Genomic DNA, 20,028 nt, shown 5'->3' on the forward strand with positions numbered 1-20,028 from the left:
GTTACGCTCCTTGTTGATCGTCAGTGTTCACGTCGCGATCAGGTCTGATCGCGCTTTTTGCTGTCCGCAGACGTCCACGACGCCATGCCGGATGAAAGTGTCGCCAGTGCGCGTCTTGCGCCGCAGCGAGCAATTCGTGATCGCCACGGGTATCGCCCCAGGCTTTGAGGCGGTATTCAGTCAGCGGCCCATAGACCGCCTCCAGCCGCAGCACCTTGTTCTCGCAGCGGCAGTTGTTGCCGGATATACGTCCGGTCAATTTGCCGTCGATCACTTCAAGTTCGGTGCCGATCAGCTTGATACCCAAGCGATCCGCGAAGGGTTGCAGCACCAGCGCAGGCGACGCCGAGCACAGGGTCACCTGCGAACCGGCGGCGATCTCGCTGGCAATCGCCATCAAGCCTGTCGGGCGCATCAGCCTGGTCCAGAAAGCTGCGCAGTACTTCGCTGCCTGCTGGCTCACCCACTCCGCGTCCACGCCGCTGAGAAAGCGGCTGATCAACTGCGCCTTGAGTTCGTCGCGGCTCATGCGTCGGGCGAGGAATCGAATGCTCGGCAGCGCGAGTGTCAGCACACGCCGGGCGAACTCACGTTTGCCGAAGGCAAACTTCAAGAACGGTACAAAACTGTCATGGCGGGTCAGTGTGCCGTCGAAGTCAAAGACGCAGAGCACCTTTTTCCCCGGCTGGTCAGGGCCGGTATTTGCCTGAATCATCGAATGGCCTCGGCTAGTCGAATGGGTGCTTCACCGTGGGCGGCATCGGTTTGGCGCACGCCATGCCATTCGGCGCGCTCAAGAATCTTCATCGCCCATTGGTAATGGGTCGCCGGCTCACACATCACATCGTTGTGCTTGAACACGGCCGGGGCCACGTCGCTGACGATCAACTTCGCACTGTTCAGGTCTTCGAGGCTGACTCGCAGCGCATCCTGAATGATGCTGATCTGGCTCGGGTGAATCGCGGTCTTGCCCACCAGACCGTGGGCGATGTCCAGTTCCAGCTCTTCACACAGCAGATTCGGCGTGGCGAGTTGTTCGAACACCGGCGCGGTCAGTGCAAAACCTTGCGACCCCATCACCCCGGCCAACATCGGAATCACGTAACCCATCGGCGTGTTGTACAGCGTGGTCGCCGGGTTACGCCGCAAGCCGAGGCTGCCCATCAGATCATTACCGCCAATACGCAGGGCGATGATCCGGTGATTCAGATTGGCCTTGAGCGCCTGGCCCAACTCGAGCATCGCCACCGGACTGAACACCTCGACAGTTTCCAGAGTCGGCATCAGGAACAGCTCAGGACTGGTCACCGCCCGCTCCCAGGCGTCGAGGTTGCGCAGCGTCAGTTTCGGCACAACGAAGCCGTCGACGTGCTTCATCAACGGCCAGTCATTGAGTACCGCCGCCATCGCCGAATCACGCGGACGCACGAACAGCACCGGCCCCTCGGCAGGCCGCCCGCCGCGCTCATCTATTGCCGACAACAGGCAATGCAAGTTGCTCAACGCGGTGCTGACATCGATCTCGGCAACCGCGTCTTCGAGGCATACCACCAGCGAACGCAGTTCCGGCAGCTTGGTGGCGAACACCACATCCAGCAGATCGGCGCGCGTGGCCGGCATGTACAGCGTGGCACCCAAGGCGTAAGGAGAAAGCTTCTTCATCAGCTCACGCTCCGAATGATGGTCACGGCTCGGTACGGGCCGAGTGCGGCGCCGACTTCTTCGACGCAAACGCCAGCGCCTTCGGTGAGGTGCATCAGTAATTGCACATCACTGTCGTTGCGATCTCGCACCAGCACATGATCCGGCACCCGGCGTAGCACCGCGCGAGTGGCCTCGGCGATGCCCGGTTTGACCCGGTTCAGATTGCTGATATCGAAACGTGCAGCCAGCGACTCCACGACTTGCGTGGCGGCGGCTTGCAGCTTGGCACGCGTGTTGGCCGTCCACGGCACCGCAGCAGGCACCGGGCCCAGGGTTTTGCGCTGCTGCTCGATGTGCTCGATGAACTCGCGCGTCACATCGTGTTCAGTCAGGTGGTCGTAGACCACGCAGCCATGCAGCCCGCCATCAGCCGGCCAGATCGAACGCGACACCAGACCCGAGACGGTCGCGCCAAGGATGCCCGACGGAATCACCCAGTCTTCCGCCGAGGCCGCCAGCCAGGCTCGCCCGCAAGGGTCGGCCAGCACCACCAGACGCGGCTCCTCAGGGAATCGAGCATCGCCTTTGAGGCTGCGCTGAATTTCACCGGAGATCGCACCTTTGCCAGTCCAGCCGTCGACGAACACGATGTTTTGCGCGCCGTGGGCCTGAATGATCGCCTCAAGACCGATGAGGTCTATGCCGCGATCCCGCACGATGCTGATGCCGTAATGATGTGTCTCGCGGCCCATGTCGATCAGCGCCCGACGCAGCAGCACACCCAGCGGCAACCCGGCGCGGACAAACGACACCAGAACAATCGATGGGCCTGTGCAAGCGCCATTCAACGCCAGCGCCAGTGCCTGAACGTCGCTGGCCATGCGCACGCCATTCTGCGCGAGCGCTCTCTCGTACAGCGCTTTGTGCACAGGTGTCGGCGCGCTCTCGAAGCTGATCATCTCCGAGTAGTGCTTCTGCTGCGTCTGAATCAGCCGCTCTTTCTCTACGACGTCGGTCACCTCCATCTGCACCGGCTGGAGCAGGAAGTGCACGTCGTCCTGCAAATAGCTGCCGCTACCAACAGTCTTGAGGTCAGCGATGGACTCAGTCATTGAGCGCATGCCCCACAAACCTCGCCAGTTGGCTGCCGGACGGGGTTGCCCACAGGTGGCAGGCATCCATGAAACCGAGGTCGGTAATGCTGTCGCCGAAGCCCAGCACGGGTCGTTCACCGTTGACTTCACGGTCACGGCGCAACAGTTCCTCAACGGCCACGCGCTTCGACAGACCGGCGGGCAAAAAGGCCAGATTGTTGCTGTTGCCGTGGACGTGCATTCCCTCCAGCAAGCCGCGCGCCTGGACTTCAGCCAGCACGGTTTGCAGGACTTCGTCGTTGGATTCGTTGTGCTTGGTCACCACGTAGTGGCGCAGGTTTTCTTCTTCAACTACCCAGCCGCGCAGCGAAATGCCCAGCGCCTTGCCAATGGCCAGGGTCGCAGCGCTCAGATCGGGGAGCCGGTGTTGAAAGTCTGCCAGGACGACAGTCATGTGCGCCTGCCATTGCTCATCGATCTTGCCGTCGGCGCCGAGAATCACCCCGCCGTGCGAGCACACGGCGCCCTTGTCGAAAGGCAGTTTGACTCGGCTGAAAGCTTCGACACTGCGCGCAGTCACAGGCACGACGTCGGTCGAGGACAACAGCCACTCCACCAGAGTTTTCTGCACCGGGTTCATGTACCCGTTCGGTTGGCCTTCAATGTCAAAGGTCGCAGGATGGCGTGGCGTGCCTTCAGGCATTTTGCGCGCGGTCTGGAACAGCGTGTCATCAAGGTCGACCAAGGCCAGCGGACGATTACTGAGCATCGACAATCACCTCGGCGTTCAGGGCGGCAACCAGTTCGGCAGATACCGCCTGCGTCGGTGTTTCCGAGCAGATCAGCACGCGATCAAACTCCCCCGGGCGCACGTTGTAGAGAAAGTTCGGAATGCCCAGACCGTAATTGTCCGAGAACGACAATGCGTGACCGATGGCATGGCCCAGCGCGATCGGCGAACGGCTGGTCGAGCTGAAGTGCACGTCGGCACCGGCACGCTCCAGACGTTCGGCGAGCAGGAACGGACGCCAGACAAACTCGCTGGTGCCGACCACCAGCACTCGCTCGCCAGCCTTGATTTGCAGATCGGGGGCCAAGGTGTCTTCGACCTTGCGCACACCGAGCCGGCCCCAGTCGTTGTGTGCCGACAACGGCCACTCACCGGCGGCGACGGTGCCGACGGCCGGCATCTCCGGCAGCGGCGCTTCGAGGTCTTGATGGAAATCGTAGGAGCCTTGCAGTAACGAGACTTGATGAGCGGACTCGCCAATGGTGTTGCGCACCGCGTTGCTCGACCAGTCGGTCAGCACGCAGGTCACGACACGTTCGACCTGGGTCAGACCCGAGTCGACCAAGGCGCGGTGCAAATTGATGAAGGTCTTGCCGGTGGAGGCTTCATCGTCTACCAGCACCAGCGAGCGCGCATTCAACATCATTTCGCGCACATCGGGATCGACCGGCAAGTGGATCAAATGGGCACTGGCGTGGCTGTGTTCTTCTTCGAAACGAGTGAACAGTTCGGTGCCGGTCGGGTGCCGTGTGCTGACCATGTACACCGTGTCAGGCCGGGTCGCGCTGAACGCGCGGTGCACGCCAGCACCGAGGCCAACGGCGGTCTCGGCCATGCCGATCACCAGCACCGGGCCGGGCAGATCCGCAGGGATCTGCGCCGCGAGGCTTGCGAAACTGCTATTCATTGCCGAGGGGCGTACCGGGATATGGCGGCCAAGCACTTTGGACACGAACAGGAACGCACGCTTGGGATTACGGCGCTCGGCAAAGCCGAACAAAGCGTTCGGAGCGATGAGTGAATCATCTACTTTGACATCGAGTCGCCCGCGCATCAGTTGCGCACTGAGCGTTTGTGTAGCTGCGTTACTTTCCATGAGCAAAAATTCCTAAATGGCGCTGGGGGATTAACCGCGCGCCGGTACCAAATGTTTCAAATCAAGAGAAGTCAGAAATTTCGCGCTTCGACACGCCACATTGAAGCCTGGGCTTCACGCGCCAGTTCCGCTGTTGTGAAAGATTTGCCGACAGGGATCTTGCTGGCCTCGACGCGACAAGCGTCAAGGAATGAGAGGAGCAATGGCGCCTTGACCGCAAAATTCATGTTTTGCGCATCCGGCAGAGTTGAGGTCACCAGACCGACCACCGCACCCGAGGAGTCAAAGAGAGGGCTGCCACTGGAACCGGGCTGAATCGGGGCAGTGAACTGCAGCAGGCTCGAATCATTGTGCAGGCCAAACAGACCCGACACACCACCCTGCGTCACTTGCACGCCGCCGCCAGCGAACCCCGCAAGCGGGAATCCCAACGCCACAACGTTGTCGCCGAGGTCGCAGCCAAAACCTTCCTTGAACGCCACCGGTTTCAGCGGTGGGCAATCCAGCACTCGCAACAAAACGATGTCGTTGCGCCGATCGACCACAACGGGTTCGACACGGTAACGTCCTTCGAAGGAGGAGATATGAATTTCCTGCATGTCCTCGATGACGTGAGCACAGGTCAGGATGTGATTTCTCGAAACGGCAAAACCGGTGCCGGTCGCACTGCCGCGTCCGGATTCGGAAGGACTTGAGCGTCCCTTGGGATGGGCATCGTTGATATCGAGGCCGATTCGCCGGCCAAAAGCCGCCAGGCCATAAGCTGAACCTTCAGCCAGAGCCCGGAACTTCCATTGCTGATTGCGCGTGTAAAACTCGCCGATGATGATCGCCGATTCGCCGTTATCACGCAGATCGAGACTGTAATCGAGCTGGCCATCAACCTGAAAACGCAGGGTCTTCAGATCACTGACCGGACCAGCAGCAGAGAAGGTATAGACGATGATCAGCACGCGATCGCTGCCTGACGGCAGTTCTGCCAGGTTCATCGCACAGCCGACCTTTTCCTGATCACCTTTCCACTCCATCCAGCCATGGGAGGTCTGGAACAGGGCGGGATCACCTGTAGGGCGGCGTTTCTCGTCAACCGGCAATATAGCGACTGCTGCATAGTCCCCGAAAGCCGAGGACTTACCGCATTCAAGAGTCCATTCACTCTGTGCGCTCGATATTACGGCATTTGCGCCAGGCGCCAGCACCATCATTCCCTGATCTCTCCTTGACTGCTAACGACCAGCTGCTTCACATGCAGCGCGGCAAATTGTAGCAAAAATAGATGTCGCTTTAATATCAGGATGCCACAGCCGCCACGGTCACGCCCTTGACCCGGACGTTCGCCCTCCAGACGGTCGCAGGCTCCGGCAAGCCCAACCGTCGAGCCGCGAAAATGCCCGGCAGGTTGGTCCCGGTCGCCCGGGTGTAACCGATGCCACCCGAGTATCGCGGGTTGATTTCCAGCAAATGCGGCTGGCCATCAGCGTCGTCGCGGGTCTGCACATTGACGATTCCGTCACAACCGAAATGCTCGGCAGCCTTGAGTGCCAACTCGACAGCCGGGCCCTCACGCTCGAAGGTCTGATGTACACCCGCCTTTCGACGACTGACGAACGCAACCGGACGGCCAGCTTCGCAGACCATGTCCACCGAACATTCGCTGCCGGCCATGTACGGCATCATCAGCATCGGTGCCGGAGCTTCGGCTTCACAGTAAGCACGCATATAAGTTTCAAAATTGGCTTCACGCGCATCCGGGTTGGCAAAACAGCGAAACGGATCGGTATCCGCCTTGAATCGCCAGAAACCCTGGCCATAAATACCGACCGCAGGCTTGACGCACACTTCGCCACTGGCGGAGAGGGTTTTGTAAGCAGCGAACATTTCTTCGGCATTCAATGCTGTGATCGCCGGGACACAAGCCAGGCCGACACGCTCTGCTTCGGCGGTGAATCGGCTCTTGTCGTCGACCATGTCGAAGGTCGCCATCGACGTACCGCCAGTCACCAATTCAAGACCCGCCTGTTCAAAGCGCGCCCGTTCGATCTCGAAAACATTACCGACGCGTCCAGCCAGAATCAGTTTGATGTTGTGCGCTACTGCAGTGGCGATGACCCAGTCGATACGCTCTTCATTGCCACTTGGCTCCGTAAAACTGACGTCGGCAAGCGACGTGATTTCAGGGCGATCCTGACGATGAGAGGCGAAGATTTTTACATCCGCCGGAAGTGCCTCGCGCGCGCCGATGATGACGTCACGCTGACTCGATTGCCCTTCTAGAAACCAGATCATTTGATACTCGCTGATTGATGCGCCCGCGCAATAGTAACTGGATGAATATCAACTGATGGCAGATTTGGGTCATCGGGCCGCAAAGTCGGCGCGCGAAGGCCTTGGGAAGTAGATTTGTTTTCGAGTTTTTACATGGGGGGTTGAATCAATTCGGGAGTTCACTCTTGATATTCTGCTGGCGAGCCAAACGGAGCGTCCACCAGCAATACATTTCCGCATGTGAAAATTACCGGGCTTCCCCGCCGGGGCAATGCTCACCTGGCCGAAAAACACACAAAAAAGGGGCAGACTCAACGCCTGCCCCTTATGCATTACACCCTCAAAACCGTGAAACGCTGTGCATCGCATCCACCAGATAGCGCATCGCAATCCGGTCACTTTCCGACAGTTCTCGGTAGCGCTCGACCAATTTGCGCTCTTCAGAGTTGAGCCGCTTCCTGCGTCTGCCTCCCAGGCACGGAAAGATTCCCAACATTTCGGTAATGCATTGCACCTTTGCCATGGACGATGTCCTTTTCCATTACTTCAGAATTTTTTTGAAACCGCCTCGCCCTGCTCCTGCAAGCAGCGATTTGAGCCCTGCCGGTCGGGTGGGTCGAGACCGGCCATACCCATAGAATAGAAATTAAATCGGCGCTGAAAAGCTGTTTTTAGAGTAATTAGTCGAAATAAGCAGTTATGCCCTGTAAATCAGAAAAGGCTGTGGGATAAGTAACCGTAACGTCTTGTTTCATTGAGAGGCTGTCGCCGTGCTATCAATGAATTTTGCAAAATCAGCGAACGGATTAAGCTAGCGGGCATCTGTTACTAGTCCGTAGCGTTTGGCCGAAGGCTTGTCCGAACCGTAATTTCTGATCCAGTACGTGCCAGGAACGGCGCGGGATTGTCCACGACAGGTTGTATCTATGCACCGCAGGAATTTGCTCAAAGCGTCCATGGCCATTGCGGCTTACACCGGCCTTTCCGCCTCCGGCCTGCTTGCCGCACGCGCCTGGGCCGCCTCTGGCGGTGCCGCCGACGGTGAAGCCCAGGCCTTCGACTTTGAAACGCTGAAGCGTCAGGCCAAGCAATTGGCCGGCAATGCCTATCAGGACACCAAACAGGTGCTGCCGCCGACGTTGGCGACCATGACCCCGCAGAACTTCAACGCGATCCGCTACGACGGCGAGCATTCGCTGTGGAAGGAGAACAAGGGTCAGCTCGATGTGCAGTTTTTCCACGTCGGCATGGGTTTCCGCCAGCCGGTGCGCATGTACAGCGTCGATCCCAAGACCCGCACGGCCCGCGAGGTGCATTTCCGCCCTCAGCTTTTCAACTATGAAAACACGTCGGTCGACACCCAGCAGCTCAAGGGCGATCTGGGTTTTGCCGGCTTTAAGCTGTTCAAGGCGCCGGAGCTGGATCGGCATGACGTGGTGTCGTTTCTCGGCGCCAGCTACTTCCGCGCGGTGGACGCCACTGGCCAATATGGCCTCTCCGCCCGTGGCCTGGCCATCGACACCTACGCCAAGAAGCGCGAAGAATTCCCCGACTTCACCAAGTTCTGGTTCGAGACCCCGGATCAGAACGCGACCCGCTTCGTGGTCTACGCCCTGCTCGACTCGCCGAGCGCGACCGGTGCCTATCGCTTCGACATCGATTGCCAGGCCGAGCGCGTGGTGATGGAAGTCGATGCCCACGTCAACGCCCGCACCGCCATCGAACAATTGGGCATCGCACCGATGACCAGCATGTTCAGTTGTGGCACCCACGAGCGCCGGATGTGCGACACCATCCATCCGCAAATCCATGACTCGGATCGTCTGGCCATGTGGCGTGGCAACGGCGAGTGGATCTGCCGTCCGTTGAACAACCCGGCGACCCTGCAATTCAACGCCTTCGCCGACACCGATCCGAAAGGTTTCGGCCTGGTACAGACCGACCACGAATTCGCCAACTACCAGGACACCGTCGACTGGTACAGCAAGCGCCCGAGCCTGTGGGTAGAGCCTACAACTGCATGGGGCGAAGGCTCTATCGATCTGCTGGAAATCCCTACGACCGGTGAAACCCTCGACAACATCGTTGCGTTCTGGACGCCGAAAAAACCGGTGGCCGCCGGCGATTCGCTGAACTACGGCTACAAGCTCTACTGGAGCGCCTTGCCTCCAGTCGGCACACCGCTGGCGCGGGTGCATGCGACCCGTTCCGGCATGGGTGGATTCGTCGAAGGCTGGGCACCAGGCGAGCATTACCCGCCGGTCTGGGCCCGTCGTTTTGCCGTGGACTTTACCGGTGGCGGTCTGGATCGCCTGCCGCAGGGCACCGGGATCGAACCGGTGGTCACCTGCTCCAACGGCAAGGTGCAGGACTTCAGCGTGCTGGTGCTGGATGACATCAAGGGTTACCGGATCCTGTTCGACTGGTACCCGACCAATGACAGCGTTGAGCCGGTGGAACTGCGTCTGTTCATCCGCACCAACGACCGCACGCTGAGCGAGACCTGGTTGTACCAGTACTTCCCGCCGGCGCCGGACAAGCGCAAGTACCCTTGATGGCATGAGCCGTCAGGCCAACGGGCAGTACAAGTGGATATCGTGGGGTTCCAGATCAAACAGTTCGGGATCCGGTTGTTCCAGCAACCGGCAACCCTGGCGCTGATAGAACTCCACGGTATTACGCGACTCGGTCGCCGAGACGTACAACGCTTCGGCGCCGATCTCCCGGCCATGGGCGCAGGCCAGGGCAAACAATCGCCCGCCCAGCCCCTGCCCACGCCAGGCGCGGCTGATGTGCAGGAACTTCAACTGCCGCATCTTCAGGCCCTGATTGTGAATAACCCGGTTATCCACAACCACTGCCGCCACCAGTGTCTCTTCATCAAAAATCCCGTGTAGCCACCCGCCGCTGCGCCAGCACTTCTCCAATACCCGCGCATTCTCCTCCGCTTCGCCTTCGGGCCATCCGCGCATGTCGAAATGCGCCGGATACAGAATCAGCCCACCGTTTTCCACGCGATAACACGCTTCGACCCGTTCACTGCGGTCGATCTGCGCCAGCAGCGGCAAGTCGAGTTCGGTCAGCTCTCGTTCGATCAACATTGCGATCCATTCCTTTGCAATTCAGGACGGCAGACAAGAAAAAACCCGCCGGTTCAATGGCGGGTTTTATAGGCTTTGTGACAGGTCGGAATCAATCCCGCAGATCAGACTCGTGAATCGGCTGATCCCGATGGGTCGCACGTTGATATTGCGCCGGCCACACCGCTTTGCGTCCGCCCAGATCATCGTCGGCGTGCAGCGGCCAGTACGGATCGCGCAGCAGCTCACGGGCGAGAAAGATGATGTCGGCCTGACAGGTCCGCAGGATGTGCTCGGCTTGCGCAGGCTCGGTAATCATTCCCACGGTGCCGGTGGCGATGCCTGACTCCTTGCGCACCCTTTCCGCGAAGCGGGTCTGATAACCCGGCCCCACCGGAATCTCCGCGTTCGCTGCGGTGCCACCCGACGATACGTCGATAAGATCCGCACCGAGGGTTTTCAGGCGTCGCGCCAGCTCCACGGTTTCATCGGGGTTCCAGCCGTCCTCGACCCAATCGGTGGCCGACAGACGGACGAACACCGGCAGTTCTTCCGGCCAGACGGCACGTACCGCCTCGGTCACTTGCAGCACCAGACGAATGCGGTTATCGAACGAACCGCCATACTGATCGCGACGCTGGTTGCTGAGCGGCGAGAGGAACTGGTGCAACAGATAACCATGCGCCGCATGCACCTCGACCACGCTGAAACCGGCTGCGAGCGCACGCTTGGCTGCGGCCACGAAATCCTGGATGACCTGCGCGATCTGCCCTTCATCAAGCTGTTTGGGTTGGGTATGTTGCGGGTCAAAGGCAATCGGTGAGGGCCCGACCGGGGTCCAGCCGCCGTCATCCGGTTTGACGCTGCCATGCTTGCCGATCCACGGCCTATGGGTGCTGGCCTTGCGTCCGGCGTGGGCCAGTTGAATGCCGGCCACTGCCCCCTGCGCGTTGATGAAACGGGTGATGCGTTGCAGCGGTGCGATCTGTTCGTCGTTCCACAGGCCCAGGTCTTCGGCGGTGATCCGCCCGTCGGCCGTGATCGCCGTGGCTTCGGTAAATACCAGGCCCGCGCCCCCCACTGCACGGCTGCCGAGATGCACCAGATGCCAGTCGTTGGCCAGGCCATCGACACTTGAGTACTGGCACATTGGCGATACGGCGATGCGGTTGGGCAGGGTCAGTTGGCGAAGGGTAAAGGGTTCAAGCAGCAGACTCATGGGGCACCTCTCAAATCAGTGGGCAGGCTCCAGGGTTCTGTTTGAAAAGTCGACGAGTGACAGGAAAAAGGTACAGCACCCGCCCCCGCGGGCAAAAAATTCGACAAGACGTCACAAGGCCAATCAAGCAGTGCTTAGAGCCTAGTCGACATCCGGGGATGAGGGAGGGTTCAGAAATGAAACAGCACAATTGAAAACGCCTGCGCCCCTTCAGAAAGGGGCGCAAAGCCCTTAGCGCGGTTCGATGTGAGCAATCATCAGTTGCACGGTTTCATTGCCGCGAAACTCGTTGAGATCGAGCTTATAGGCCAGCTCGACCCATTTGATTGTCGGGTTCGGCCAGATATCGCGGTCAATGCCAAACGCGATGCCATCCAGTTTCACCGAACCGCATTCGCTCTTCAGCACCACTTTCAGGTGCCGCTCGCCGACCACCCGCTGCTCGACCAACTGGAACACGCCATGAAACAGCGGCTCCGGGAAATGCTGGCCCCAAGGCCCGGCATGACGCAGGGCACGAGCCAGTTCCAGATGAAACTCTTCAACAGCCAGGGTGCCGTCCGACAGCAGGCGCCCGGTCAGATCTTCTTCGCGAAGCTGCCTGCGCACTTCGGCGTCGAATGCCTCGGCGAACAACGGAAAATTCTCCTGCGGTAAGGTCAGGCCAGCTGCCATCGCGTGGCCACCGTACTTGCTGATCAGGTCCGGATGCTGCGCTGCCACCACGCTCAACGCATCGCGAATATGAAAGCCCTGGACCGAGCGCCCCGAGCCCTTGAGCAAACCGTCGCCAGCATCGGCGAAGGCGATGGTCGGGCGGAAATAACGCTCTTTCATCCGCGAGGCCAGAATGCCGATGACACCCTGGTGCCATTCCGGATCGAACAGGCAAAGGCCGAACGGCATAGACTCGACCGGCAAGTCCTTGAGCTGTGCCAGCGCTTCACGCTGCATGCCTTGCTCGATGGATTTGCGATCCTGGTTCATGCCGTCCAGTTGCGCCGCCATTTCCCGGGCCAGTTCTGCATTCTGGGTCAGCAGGCACTCAATCCCGAGGCTCATGTCATCCAGACGCCCCGCCGCGTTCAGGCGCGGGCCGACGATGAAACCGAGATCGGTAGAGGTAATGCGCGAAGCCTCGCGCTTGGCCACTTCAAGGATCGCCTTGATCCCCGGCCGCGCACGTCCGGCGCGAATTCGTTCCAGGCCCTGGTGCACCAGAATCCGGTTGTTGGCATCCAGCGGCACCACGTCGGCGACGCTGCCCAGCGCCACCAGATCCAGCAGTTCGCCGATGTTCGGTTGTGGCTTGCTCTCGTACCAGCCGAGGCTGCGCAGGCGTGCACGCAAGGCCATCAACACGTAGAAAATCACCCCGACCCCGGCCAGCGCCTTGCTCGGGAACTCGCAACCGGGCTGGTTCGGATTGACCAGCGCATCGGCTTGCGGCAGTTCATCGCCGGGCAAGTGGTGGTCGGTGATCAAGACCTTCAAACCGTGACGCTTCGCTGCCGCCACACCTTCGACGCTGGAAATACCGTTGTCGACGGTGATCAACAGTTGCGGCTCGCGGGTCATCGCGACTTCGACGATTTCCGGGGTCAGGCCGTAGCCGTATTCGAAGCGGTTCGGCACCAGATAATCGACATGTGCCGCGCCCAGCAGGCGCAGGCCAAGCACGCCCACGGTGCTGGCCGTCGCGCCGTCGGCGTCGAAGTCGCCGACGATCAGGATCCGCTGACGCTGCTCCAGCGCCGTCACCAGCAGATCCACCGCCGCATCGATCCCTTTGAGTTGCTGGAACGGAATCAGCCGCGCCAGGCTTTTGTCCAGCTCCGCCTCGGACTGCACGCCCCGCGCCGCGTACAGGCGGGTCAGCAACGGTGGCAGATCACCGAGAAACGGCAGAGTGGCGGGCAACGGGCGAGGATCGATACGCATGGGGTGACAGGAGCTTCTCTTGGGTACGTGGGATTTTTCGGGAGCGCTGCGGACTTAGCCGCGCTCGCCTTGCAGCCAGCTGAGCTGAACTTCGTGCTGACCACGGTCGTCGGTGACGAAGATCGTGCCTTCGCTGATCATCACGTCCCACTTGATGACGCGGGGCATGTCCTTGGCCAGGGTTTCCAGCACTTCCTGCGGGACAGCAGCGATGTTGACGTTCTTCAGGTTCTTGATCGCCGGGATCACCTTGCCTTCCCAGACGCGCAGGCTGCCGTAGGCCAGCAGGCTGGTGCGCTCGGTGCGACGGGAGCACCAGGTCAGGCGATCCGCATCCGGCTGGCCGACTTCGATCCAGTGCAGGACGCGATCATCCAGGCTCTTTTCCCACAGCGCAGGTTCATCCACGTCCGACAGACCACGACCGAACGACAGGTGCTCGTTGTACCAGAGCGCGTAGGCCAGCAGGCGCACGGTCATGCGCTCTTCGGTTTCCGAAGGGTGGCGGGCGATGGTCTGCTTCACGTTCTCGTAGACGCTGCGGTCGAGATCGGTGAGGTTCAGTTCGAATTTGTAGGTGGTGGACGGCTGGGCCATGAACGGGCTTCTTGATACGAGGAAAGTCGGCAAGTCTAACCGATGCGGTAGGCAATCCACGAATTGATGGCGATCAACCTTGCGCGACTGACAGCCGGCTATGTTAAAACGCTGTATCCGTTCAGCCTTGTCCTACAGGATCTCGCATGCCGTTCGCCAACAAACCGCTCAGCGGTCTGAAAGTCATCGAATTGGGTACATTGATTGCCGGGCCGTTTGCCTCGCGCATTTGCGGCGAGTTCGGTGCTGAAGTGATCAAGATCGAATCGCCGGACGGCGGTGATCCGCTGCGCAAGTGGCGCAAGCTGTATGAAGGTACTTCGTTGTGGTGGTTCGTCCAGGCACGCAACAAAAAGTCCCTGACGCTGAACCTGAAACACCCCGACGGCCTCGCGATCCTGAAAAAACTGCTGGGTGAAGCCGACATCCTGATCGAAAACTTCCGCCCCGGCGTCCTGGAAAAACTCGGCCTGAGCTGGGAAACCCTGCACGCACTGAATCCGAAACTGGTCATGGTGCGCCTTTCAGGCTTCGGCCAGACAGGGCCGATGAAGGATCAGCCAGGTTTCGGTGCGGTCGGCGAATCCATGGGCGGCCTGCGCTACATCACCGGTTTCGAAGACCGCCCGCCGGTGCGTACCGGAATTTCCATCGGCGATTCGATTGCCGCCCTGTGGGGTGTGATCGGCGCGTTGATGGCCCTGCGTCATCGCGAGGTCAACGGCGGGCTTGGCCAGGTCGTTGATGTGGCGCTCTACGAAGCGATCTTCGCCATGATGGAAAGCATGGTGCCGGAGTTCGATGTGTTCGGGTTCATTCGTGAACGCACCGGTAACATCATGCCGGGCATCACGCCGTCGTCGATCCACACCAGCGCCGACGGCAAACATGTGCAGATCGGCGCCAACGGCGATGCGATCTTCAAGCGCTTCATGCTGATCATCGGCCGTGAAGATCTGGCCAATGACCCGGCGCTGGCCAGCAATGACGGGCGCGACACCCGCCGTGACGAGTTGTACGGAGTGATCGATCGCTGGGTCAATTCGCTGCCGCTGCAAACCGTGCTGGACCTGCTGAACCAGGCCGAAGTCCCGGCCAGCCGGATCTTCAGCGCCGAAGACATGTTCAACGATCCGCAGTACCTGGCCCGGGAAATGTTCCTGCAGGCCAAACTGCCGGACGGCAAACCCTTCAAGATGCCGGGCATCGTGCCGAAACTCTCTGATACACCCGGCACGTCCGAATGGGTCGGACCACAGCTCGGTGAACACAATGCGCAGGTACTCCACGATCTTGGCTACGACGAGAAGCAGATCGCCCGGCTGCGCGAAGACGGAGCCATCTGAGCTGAAGCGCCGACCGGCCTCAGCCTCCAACCGCGCCCACCACTGGTGGACGTGGCGGCTGTTCGGCCTGCTTTTTCTGCTGGTGCTGCCAGCCTGGGCGCAGGCGAAGCCGACGCTGATCTGGCTGCTGCGCGACCTGCCACCGCTGACCATTTTCGAAGGCCCGAAAAAGGGCCAGGGCGTCATCGATCAACTGATGCCGATGCTGATTGCCGGCATGCCGCAATACGAACACACCTTGATGCGGGTCAACCGCGCCCGCGGCATCCAGATGCTCCATGAACACCCGTTCGCCTGTGATCCTTCGCTGATCTGGAACAAGGAGCGCGCGCAATGGATCGCGTTCTCCATCCCGGCATTTCGGGCGGTCAGCAATGGCCTGGTGGTTCGTCAGAAAGATCGCGAAGTGCTGGCGCCGTTCATTTCCGACGGTGAAGTCGATCTGTCCGCATTCCTGGCCAACAGCGACAGAAAAGTCGGCGTGGTGGCCGAGCGCAGTTATGGCGAATACATCGACGGCCTGCTCCGACAGGCACCGGGCGGCGCGCTGACACCGCATTACGGGAATGACGCGTTAAGCAGTCTGCTGTCGATGCAGCGGCTCGGGCGATTGCAGGTGGTGCTGGGTTACTGGCCGGAAATCCGTTATCAGGCGCGTCAGGCACAGATCGCTGAAGACGAGCTGGAGTTCTTCCCAATCCGCGGGTCAGGCAAGTACATTTCGGGCCACGTCGGCTGCACCGACACCACTCAGGGCCGGCAGGCGATCAGCGAAATCGATCAACTGTTGCGCACCCTGCCCCACGAACATCTCGACCAGCTCTACGCCGACTGGCTGGACCCTGAAAGGCGTCAGGACTATCTGGAGCAGGCGCGGATTTTCTTCCAGCAGCAGGCCACGCAGTAAATCCCGGACAAAAGAAACCCCGAGAAGTGGGGAGACGACTCGGGGTTAAACGTGGTCTTTATCAAAGACCCGTAGCAGCAAGCGACAAGCACCGGAGCACAATGCTTGATCCTGCTGCTATGGGGTCTGACTGACCCGGGTGCAGGAAGGTTCCCACAAAAGACAAATCAGTTTCAGAGACCCGGGTGCTTGTCGCGGGCAGCGTTGCGCAACGCTGCAATCACACACGGCTCCAGCCGACCTTCGGCGATCAGGATGTCGCGATGCAAGCCATCGACCACATCCGTCAGTTGGCGCTTGTCGCTCAATTGCGCCCGATTGAATTCGCGTTCCACCATGATGGCACCACTGCCGTTCTTCAGTGTCACCAGGCATTCACCCTGCAGACCGCGAGGGGTCAGCGTCACCTGATACGGGCTCAGAGCCTCACCGAGCAATAGACTGATACTTTCCATCTCGATCTCCACTCAATAGTCCGAAAACACAGTGCCTGGGGCGTGTCCACAGTAAATGACCACCGGCCCGAGAAGAAAGTTCTGCATGTCGGCGGCCTCTCCCGGAGCGTCACCTGCCTGACGGAGCATGCAGGGTGAAGATGACAGAAAAATAACCAATGGCTTCAGACTGTGACCGGACGTCGGGGCGACGACAGATAGCTGTCGAGCAGATTGCGCATCAGCACGGCCGAAACCGGTGTGTGCAGGCGTCCCAGGAGCTTCATCCCTTCATCGCCGAGCAAAGGTTCCAGGTCGGCCTGTACGCTGGGCGCCACCACCCCCAACAGAATCAGCGCCCGCGCCTCTTGCCGGGCCACCAGATGCCTGATCAGCGCCACCCCCTCGCCACCCTTGAGTTGCGGATTGCAGATGGCGATATCGACAGTCCCGCGGCGTACCAGCGAACGCTTTGCCGCGCCCAGCGAAGGCGCGGTCAACACGTCATAGATACCGATGGCGTTGAGCATCTGGTGCAACGCCATCAACTGGAACGGGTTGGGTTCGAGAAGCAGGATTTTGAGCGAGCGCATTGGACGACCTCTGGAACGACAATCGCGGTTTCTCGCCGCAGTGGTTTGTCACTCTAGGGCAGTCGTCCTAAGCCTCCCATCAGAAAAGTAGCCACGCTTTATAGGACATTTCCCAACTTCACTGCGGACAACGACACCCGCTCTCGGTCCGCCGCTGGGTGATATCCGTCCAGCCACCCAATAAACCGCGCAGTTTTCCATCGACACCGTAAAAAGGCACCGTCCATTGATAGATGTGCCGGGAGCCACTCCTGAACAACAACTGTCGTTTGCTGAAGCGCGTCTTGCGTGTGCGCAGTTGCACCATGAACTCGTCATGCAGCATCAGTGAGGTGGCGGGCGGAAGCGCATCGAATTCATACAGCGTCCGTCCTTGCACTTGCTCGAAACGGACGCCCAGTGCTTCTTCATAGCTGCGGTTGCACATGATCAACCGTCCCTGCAGATCACGCACGAACACGGGGTCGGGCATCGCATCGATCAGTGCATGCTGAAAGGCCAGTTGATCGCCCAAGCCCTTTTCGGCTTCCCGGCGCTGTTTTATCTCGGTAGCAAGCCGACGATTCCAAAACAGCGAAAGCAGGCCCAATACCCCGAGCGCCCCCATCGCCCAGCATCCCCACTTGATCAGCTGCGCCCCGAACGACGGTGCCGGTGCAGGTGAAATACCGTCCAGCCACTTCACGCGCATGGCCCGCAACTCGGCGGCCGAAAAAGCACCGAGGGCCTTGTTGAGAATGCTAAGCAACTCAGGCAGGCCTTTGCGTACCGCCAGATGATCCGCCTCCCACTTGCCCTCGACCAGACCACCGACCTTGAGCAAGCCTGATGGAAACAGCTGCGCACCGATCTCGTTTTCAATCGTGGCGTAAGCCTCGCCACTCTCCACCAGCGCCCGGGCCTCGGCGTAGGTCTTGACCGAACGTATCTCGATCAAAGGGTGATCGCGTCGGATACAGTCCTCCAGCGCATGCCTGGCCGGCAACACCAGGACCCGTTTCTCCAGCTCTTCAAGCGACTGCACCGCCGGCAAACCTGCCCGCCCGACGAACACCCACCCCGCTCCCCCGAAGGCATGGCTGAAATCGAGGAACTGCCTGCGCTCCTCGTTCATGGCCAGTGTCGTACTGATGTCGGCGACGCCGCTTTCCAGGCGTTCCAGCATGTGGTTGGTGGAGAACGATTCCTGATGCACGAACTGCAAACCGGTCATGGCGCTGATGTGCTTGAGCACATCGTTGTTCAAGCCACTCCACTGACCGTGTTCGTCCTGAAACAGATACAACGGATATTGCACCGAGGCGACTGTCACCCTGGGGTTTTCACGAATCCACTGTCGCTCTTGCGCGTCCAGCTCGATGGGCTGGATATTCAACTCCATCCCTTCTGAATGCATCGTCAGATGAGCTGCCTCGGTCAATTGCAGAAACCCCGACAGCCCCAACAAAAACAACCAGCTCAGCGCTGGCCTCAATCCTGAATAAAACCGCATTGCCACATCCTTCGTCATCGACTCGCCCGTCCTTCGTGGGCGAAACCCGAGCAGTGTGGCATGCAAAAACAAGAAAGCCCGTCAGGAGACGGGCTTCAAAATGTGACAGCTTTCAGGGCTTAAAGCGGCTTGCCGCGATTGCCATGCTGGCTGACAAAGGCCTGCACGGCTTTCAGCTCGTTTGCCAAAACTGTGCAGCGCTCTTCTCTCTCAAACAAATCAGAAAGATGTGCAGGTAGTTCGAGAGCTTTTCCTACACCGGCTTTTTCCACGGCATCCGGGAATTTGACCGGATGCGCCGTGCCCAGGATCACCATCGGGATATCCAGGCTGCGACGGCATTCGCGTGCAGCTTTCACACCGATGGCCGTGTGCGGATCGAGCACCTCACCGGTCTGTTCGAAGACTTCGGCGATGGTTTCGCAGGTTTGCGCATCGTCCACGGCCAGCGAGTCGAACAGTTTGCGCGCCTCGGTCCAGCGTTCCTGTTCAACGCTGAAACCACCGCCCTGCTTGAACGAATCCATCAGTCCGGCAATCGCCGCGCCGTTGCGACCGTGCAGGTCGAACAGCAGGCGTTCGAAGTTCGACGAGACCATGATGTCCATCGACGGCGACAGGGTGGCGTGCAGGGTTTCCTTGACGTACTGGTTGCCGCTCATGAAGCGGTGCAGGATGTCGTTGCGGTTGGTGGCGACGATCAACTGGTTGATCGGCAGACCCATGTTGCGCGCCAGGTAACCGGCGAAGATGTCGCCGAAGTTGCCGGTCGGCACCGAGAACGACACCGAACGTGCCGGGCCGCCCAATTGCAGCGCTGCGTGGAAGTAGTAAACGATCTGGGCCATGATCCGCGCCCAGTTGATCGAGTTCACCGCCACCAGACGCGTGCCCTTGAGGAAGCTCTGGTCGGCGAAGCTTGCCTTGACCATTTCCTGGCAGTCGTCGAAGTTGCCTTCGATGGCGATGTTGTGGATGTTCTCACCGAGGATGGTGGTCATCTGCCGACGCTGCACTTCGGACACACGGTTGTGCGGGTGCAGGATGAAGATGTCGACGTTTTCGCAATGCTTGCAACCTTCGATGGCAGCCGAACCGGTATCACCGGAAGTTGCGCCGACGATCACCACGCGCTCGCCGCGCTTTTCCAGCACGTAGTCGAGCAAACGACCGAGCAGTTGCAGGGCGAAATCCTTGAACGCCAGGGTCGGGCCGTGGAACAGCTCCAGCACCCATTCGTTGCCGTTCAGCTGACGAAGCGGAGCCACGGCGTTGTGCGAGAACACACCGTAGGTTTCTTCGAGGATCTTTTTGAAATCGGCGTCCGGAATGCTGCCGGTCACGAACGGGCGCATCACCCGGAAGGCCAGCTCGTGATACGGCAGGCCGGCCCAGGAAGCGATTTCTTCCTGGGTGAAACGTGGCAGGTTTTCCGGGACGTACAGACCGCCGTCGGTGGCGAGACCGGCCAGCAGGACGTCTTCGAAATTCAGGGCCGGTGCCTGGCCGCGGGTACTGATGTAACGCATG

General features: G+C 60.0%; 19 protein-coding genes. 3 read left to right on the top strand and 16 right to left on the bottom strand.

Annotated features, from left to right (window positions below; all coding sequences use genetic code 11):
- Position 1: 1 nt before the first annotated feature.
- The 8 genes from AC07N4_RS09490 to AC07N4_RS09525 form a co-directional block, all read right to left on the bottom strand.
- Positions 2-715, bottom strand: coding sequence for an HAD family hydrolase (locus tag AC07N4_RS09490; protein WP_102619546.1), 714 nt, complete (start codon positions 713-715; stop codon positions 2-4).
- Complete coding sequence (locus AC07N4_RS09495) at positions 712-1,662, bottom strand: HpcH/HpaI aldolase/citrate lyase family protein (protein WP_102619545.1); 951 nt, start codon at positions 1,660-1,662, stop codon at positions 712-714. Before AC07N4_RS09495 ends, AC07N4_RS09490 begins: the two co-directional genes overlap by 4 nt.
- Positions 1,662-2,756, bottom strand: coding sequence for a cysteine protease StiP family protein (locus AC07N4_RS09500; RefSeq protein ID WP_102619544.1), 1,095 nt, complete (start codon positions 2,754-2,756; stop codon positions 1,662-1,664). Before AC07N4_RS09500 ends, AC07N4_RS09495 begins: the two co-directional genes overlap by 1 nt.
- Positions 2,749-3,507: an HAD family hydrolase gene (locus AC07N4_RS09505; protein ID WP_102619543.1), complete on the bottom strand. Its 759-nt coding sequence runs from the start codon at positions 3,505-3,507 to the stop codon at positions 2,749-2,751. Before AC07N4_RS09505 ends, AC07N4_RS09500 begins: the two co-directional genes overlap by 8 nt.
- Entirely contained in the window at positions 3,497-4,624 is a 1,128-nt protein-coding gene (locus tag AC07N4_RS09510) for a phosphoribosyltransferase domain-containing protein (protein ID WP_102619542.1), read from the bottom strand. The genes AC07N4_RS09505 and AC07N4_RS09510 overlap by 11 nt, the downstream gene beginning before the upstream one ends.
- Positions 4,625-4,695: 71 nt before the next feature.
- Positions 4,696-5,829, bottom strand: a complete 1,134-nt coding sequence (locus AC07N4_RS09515) for a trypsin-like peptidase domain-containing protein (protein ID WP_102619541.1) — start codon at positions 5,827-5,829, stop codon at positions 4,696-4,698.
- Between the two features lie 85 nt (positions 5,830-5,914).
- Positions 5,915-6,910, bottom strand: coding sequence for an ATP-grasp domain-containing protein (locus tag AC07N4_RS09520; protein WP_192559872.1), 996 nt, complete (start codon positions 6,908-6,910; stop codon positions 5,915-5,917).
- 319 nt (positions 6,911-7,229) lie between these two features.
- Positions 7,230-7,412: a hypothetical protein gene (locus tag AC07N4_RS09525; protein WP_096819275.1), complete on the bottom strand. Its 183-nt coding sequence runs from the start codon at positions 7,410-7,412 to the stop codon at positions 7,230-7,232.
- Positions 7,413-7,815: 403 nt separating this feature from the next.
- On the opposite strand from AC07N4_RS09525, the gene AC07N4_RS09530 reads away from it, so the two are divergent.
- On the top strand, positions 7,816-9,444 hold the full coding sequence (locus tag AC07N4_RS09530; protein ID WP_096819273.1) for a glucan biosynthesis protein D: 1,629 nt from the start codon (positions 7,816-7,818) through the stop codon (positions 9,442-9,444).
- Positions 9,445-9,456: 12 nt separating this feature from the next.
- Here AC07N4_RS09530 and AC07N4_RS09535 read toward each other — a convergent pair whose 3' ends face one another.
- The 4 genes from AC07N4_RS09535 to AC07N4_RS09550 all read right to left on the bottom strand — a co-directional run bounded on the left by AC07N4_RS09535 (position 9,457) and on the right by AC07N4_RS09550 (position 13,726).
- Complete coding sequence (locus AC07N4_RS09535; RefSeq protein WP_493065330.1) at positions 9,457-9,990, bottom strand: GNAT family N-acetyltransferase; 534 nt, start codon at positions 9,988-9,990, stop codon at positions 9,457-9,459.
- A 91-nt stretch (positions 9,991-10,081) separates the two neighbouring features.
- Positions 10,082-11,188, bottom strand: a complete 1,107-nt coding sequence (locus AC07N4_RS09540) for an NADH:flavin oxidoreductase/NADH oxidase (RefSeq protein ID WP_102619537.1) — start codon at positions 11,186-11,188, stop codon at positions 10,082-10,084.
- Positions 11,189-11,419: 231 nt separating this feature from the next.
- On the bottom strand, positions 11,420-13,129 hold the full coding sequence (recJ, locus tag AC07N4_RS09545; RefSeq protein ID WP_273540214.1) for a single-stranded-DNA-specific exonuclease RecJ: 1,710 nt from the start codon (positions 13,127-13,129) through the stop codon (positions 11,420-11,422).
- A gap of 54 nt (positions 13,130-13,183) precedes the next feature.
- Positions 13,184-13,726 carry a YaeQ family protein gene (locus AC07N4_RS09550; RefSeq protein ID WP_096819266.1) on the bottom strand — a complete coding sequence of 181 codons (543 nt, stop codon included), beginning with the start codon at positions 13,724-13,726 and terminating at the stop codon, positions 13,184-13,186.
- Between the two features lie 146 nt (positions 13,727-13,872).
- Between AC07N4_RS09550 and AC07N4_RS09555 the strand changes: the two genes are divergently transcribed.
- Positions 13,873-15,072, top strand: coding sequence for a CaiB/BaiF CoA transferase family protein (locus AC07N4_RS09555; protein WP_096819264.1), 1,200 nt, complete (start codon positions 13,873-13,875; stop codon positions 15,070-15,072).
- Positions 14,999-15,979 (top strand): TIGR02285 family protein, encoded by a 981-nt coding sequence (locus tag AC07N4_RS09560; protein ID WP_493065329.1) that lies wholly within the window; start codon positions 14,999-15,001, stop codon positions 15,977-15,979. Before AC07N4_RS09555 ends, AC07N4_RS09560 begins: the two co-directional genes overlap by 74 nt.
- Before the next feature lie 173 nt (positions 15,980-16,152).
- On the opposite strand, the gene AC07N4_RS09565 is transcribed toward AC07N4_RS09560, so the two are convergent.
- From AC07N4_RS09565 to thrC, 4 genes are all read right to left on the bottom strand, one after another.
- Positions 16,153-16,434 carry a DUF3509 domain-containing protein gene (locus AC07N4_RS09565; protein WP_085729753.1) on the bottom strand — a complete coding sequence of 94 codons (282 nt, stop codon included), beginning with the start codon at positions 16,432-16,434 and terminating at the stop codon, positions 16,153-16,155.
- Positions 16,435-16,598: 164 nt separating this feature from the next.
- Positions 16,599-17,006, bottom strand: a complete 408-nt coding sequence (locus AC07N4_RS09570; protein ID WP_273540218.1) for a response regulator — start codon at positions 17,004-17,006, stop codon at positions 16,599-16,601.
- Between the two features lie 118 nt (positions 17,007-17,124).
- A complete protein-coding gene (locus tag AC07N4_RS09575) occupies positions 17,125-18,498 on the bottom strand; it encodes a transporter substrate-binding domain-containing protein (protein ID WP_493065328.1) in 1,374 nt (457 codons plus the stop codon).
- A 119-nt stretch (positions 18,499-18,617) separates the two neighbouring features.
- Positions 18,618-20,027, bottom strand: coding sequence for a threonine synthase (thrC, locus tag AC07N4_RS09580; RefSeq protein ID WP_096819256.1), 1,410 nt, complete (start codon positions 20,025-20,027; stop codon positions 18,618-18,620).
- Position 20,028 lies beyond the last annotated feature (1 nt).

Source organism: Pseudomonas sp. GW821-FHT09E04 (assembly GCF_059416185.1).